This window comes from Algoriphagus faecimaris (assembly GCF_900101705.1).
In the GTDB taxonomy this organism is placed as follows: Bacteria; Bacteroidota; Bacteroidia; order Cytophagales; family Cyclobacteriaceae; genus Algoriphagus; species Algoriphagus faecimaris.
Genome location: NZ_FNAC01000100.1, coordinates 1 through 1,560, shown reverse-complemented (window position 1 = coordinate 1,560; position 1,560 = coordinate 1). Strand labels below are relative to the sequence as shown.

Genomic DNA, 1,560 nt, shown 5'->3' with positions numbered 1-1,560 from the left:
TCAATCCCCATAGGCACCTCACCGGTTTCGTGCAACAGCGCTTTCATGCTTGGCTTTGCAAGCCGCACGAAAGCTTAGTTGTTAGGCAACTTTTTTGTTTTTGTATTGCTTTATTTCGTTCAGTTCCGATTCTTTCGATTCTTTTTCCTCTTCAATATCATAATCGTCTTGAAGACCGAGCCAGAATTTGGCGGAATTTCCAAAATATTTGCTTAGTCGTAATGCTGTGTCCGCTGTAATTCGGCGATTTCCTTTTATGATTTCCGAAATTCGAGTTTGCGGAATTTTTAAGTCCTTGGAAAGTCGGTATGCGGTGATTTCCAATGGCTCAAGAAATTCGTAATTCAAGATCTCTCCAGGATGTACATTTGCTAGCTTTTCCATTTTTTTAATGATAATCAATTATTTCCACTTCACTTGCGTTTCCTTTGTCCCATATGAAGATAATCCGCCATTGTTTATTAATCCGAATACTATAAAATCCACTTAATTTTCCAGTAAGTTTTTCAAGTCGGTTTGATGGTGGAATTCGCAAATCGGCAATATCTTGCGAATTGTTCAACATTCTTAATTTCCGACGTCCAACGTTTTGAATTTCAATCGGCATTTTCTTGACTCGGATTCCGTTCCAAATCTGTTCGGTCTCTTTCGAGCCAAAGGAAACAATCATAGTCTTGTTTTACGTTACTAATGCCAAAGGTGAGTATAAAGTTTGTTTTTTCCAAATGATGCCTAACGGTCAAGTATAAGCGTAGTGCGGGATTTCGAAGCACTTCACTGTCAACCAAGCACAAACTCTGATAGAAGCACGACTTGTCCCGCCAAAGCGAGAAAGCTTGATTTAACCACTGAACCGCCACTTTTGGGTAGGTGCTGTTAGCGGGTCGTTGTTTTTCCTTCTCGTTATTGTGGTCAGTTAAATTAATCATTTTATAGTTTGTCCGAATGTCAGTAAGTTATTGTCAGGGTCAAGCAGTGCAAACTCCTTTTGTCCCCACGGTTTTGTTTCTAAATGTCCGTTTGGGTGAATTGAAACTTTGTTGTTCAATATCGTTTGGTAGAGTAAATCAATGTCGTTTGTTCTGATATAAACTTGACCGTAGTTATCTTTTGGTTCAAGGTCTTTGAATTCAAAAAAATGAATTTCTATATTGTCTTTTCGAACCATTAAATAGTCGCCATAGTCTCCAAGTTCTATGAAACCTAAATTGTTCAGGTAAAAGTCTTTTGTTAAGGCTTTGTCACGCATTGGAAGTTTTGGATTGATGTCTGTCAGCATACTTTTTTATTAATTTAATTTCTGTGTAAACTTTGGCTTGTTGTAGACGTCTTTTTCAATGCCCGCTAACGGCCCTGGCTATGGCAAGTGCGGGATTTAGAAGTCGCTTTCTTGTCCGCCAGACCGAATGTTATTAAGTTGTAATATCTTCATTTTAAGCAGTAAACCCGCCATAAGCTATATGCTGTGTGTGTGCCCAGCATGGGCATCTGGTATCGAAGATATCAAATTATTCCAGAGGGTGAAAGTCCCTTATGTGCGGGGGTAACGCCTCGAAGCAT

At 39.2% G+C, this 1,560-nt stretch carries 3 protein-coding genes; all 3 read right to left on the bottom strand.

The window, feature by feature from the left end; all coding sequences use genetic code 11:
- Window positions 1-81: 81 nt before the first annotated feature.
- Entirely contained in the window at window positions 82-384 is a 303-nt protein-coding gene (locus tag BLQ57_RS20750; protein ID WP_087941512.1) for a HigA family addiction module antitoxin, read from the bottom strand.
- A gap of 4 nt (window positions 385-388) precedes the next feature.
- Window positions 389-670, bottom strand: coding sequence for a type II toxin-antitoxin system RelE/ParE family toxin (locus BLQ57_RS20745; protein WP_087941513.1), 282 nt, complete (start codon window positions 668-670; stop codon window positions 389-391).
- Window positions 671-925: 255 nt separating this feature from the next.
- Window positions 926-1,279, bottom strand: a complete 354-nt coding sequence (locus BLQ57_RS20735) for a bleomycin resistance protein (protein ID WP_087941514.1) — start codon at window positions 1,277-1,279, stop codon at window positions 926-928.
- Window positions 1,280-1,560: the final 281 nt, after the last annotated feature.

What these genes read in the sequence shown, in the direction of transcription:
- BLQ57_RS20750 (WP_087941512.1), bottom strand. Translation starts at nt 384, where the DNA reads ATGGAAAAGCTAGCAAATGTACATCCTGGAGAGATCTTGAATTACGAA.
- BLQ57_RS20735 (WP_087941514.1), bottom strand. Translation starts at nt 1,279, where the DNA reads ATGCTGACAGACATCAATCCAAAACTTCCAATGCGTGACAAAGCCTTA.
- BLQ57_RS20745 (WP_087941513.1), bottom strand. Translation starts at nt 670, where the DNA reads ATGATTGTTTCCTTTGGCTCGAAAGAGACCGAACAGATTTGGAACGGA.